Source organism: Rhizobium sp. 01L419 (assembly GCF_056400025.1).
Genome location: NZ_JBFTSM010000050.1, coordinates 1 through 1,396, shown reverse-complemented (window position 1 = coordinate 1,396; position 1,396 = coordinate 1). Strand labels below are relative to the sequence as shown.

The 1,396-nt window shown below is 57.6% G+C and carries 1 protein-coding gene; it reads right to left on the bottom strand.

Translation table 11 applies throughout. From position 1 onward, the window contains the following. Positions 1–272: 272 nt before the first annotated feature. Positions 273–1,301: an IS110 family RNA-guided transposase gene (locus tag AC1DUP_RS36730; RefSeq protein ID WP_113297323.1), complete on the bottom strand. Its 1,029-nt coding sequence runs from the start codon at positions 1,299–1,301 to the stop codon at positions 273–275. Positions 1,302–1,396: the final 95 nt, after the last annotated feature.

The window sequence follows — 1,396 nt, the reverse complement described above, 5'->3', positions numbered from 1 at the left end:
CTTCTGTGGTTGCCGTCCGTTGCGCAAGTAGTTTCTGACCTTCTTGAGGTGTGATCGAGTGCGGTCTTCTGTCAGGCCTTTCTTTGCGGCACTTTCAGAGGCCGCTGGCCGGTATGGTGATCTGCGGATCCGGTCCAAATCTTGTTCCCGAGCTCGTGGCTCCAAGAGCAGTACTGGTTTTCCCGATCCAGATCGTTTCGATCATGCCCCCATTCGGGTCATCGACTTCTCACACCTCCTAGCCGGTCCTGGTTATCCGTAGCGGTTCCGTGTCACGCCATAATTGCCAGAGCCGGGTCTCTATAATCTTCCTGCTTCGTCAGCATGGCCCATATATTCCGCGCCATTTTGTTCGCCAGTGCGATAGCCACCAGCATCTTCGGCTTCTTTGCGAGCATCCGTGAAAGCCACGATCCGTGCACCGGCGGTTTGCGACCCGCCCAACTTACGCAGGTCATCGCACCGATGATCAGAAGTCTGCGAATGTCGGCCTGTCCGGCCTTCGATACCCGGCCGAGTCGTTCCTTTCCGCCCGACGAAAACTGTCGGGGAACGAGACCAAGCCAGGCTGCGAAATCTCGGCCGCACCGGAAATTCTCCATCGCTGGCGCGAACGCTTCTACCGCCAGTGCGACCAGCGGACCCACGCCAGGCATCGTTTGAAGTCGATGCGCGATTCCGCTCTGCCGAGACAGGTCCACGAGCTTCTTGGCCTTCTCCTTAATCCGGGCTGTCTTCTCGTCTATCTGAGCCAAAAGATCACGGCACTCCTCCCGAACGAGTTCAGGCAGGCCGATCTCAGTCCTCTCAACGATCGCTTCAATGCGCTGGATATGAGCGATGCCCTGGGGAATGGCCTGGCCATATTCATAGAGAACAGCACGCAAAGCGTTCACCAATTCCGTTCGCTGGCGGACAATCCGCTCGCGCGCCCGGAACAGAACCGCCCGAGCTTGCTGATCCGCAGTTTTGGGCGGAACGAAACGCATCTCGGGCTGACGGGCCGCGATGACGATTGCTTCAGCATCGGCGGCGTCGTTCTTCTGGCGCTTCACGAAAGGGCGGACATATTGCGGAGCGATCAGCCTGACCTCGTGCCCCACTTTGACCAACTCACGGGTCCAGTAATGGGCGCTACCGCAGGCTTCCATAATCACAATCGCTGGCGGCTGTTCCGATAGGAAGCGGAGAAACTGTCCTCGTGACAGTTTCTTTCGATACCGTACTTCGCCCGCCATCGTTGCTGCGTGCAGCACGAAAACATTCTTTGCCAGATCCACCCCGATCATCGTGTCTTTCATTTTGCCGTCTTCTCCGTCCTGTGGGCTACAACCACATCATCTTGGCATATTGCGATGCCGTGAGGGGAGGACGGCAACCACCCCATCTTGTTCTC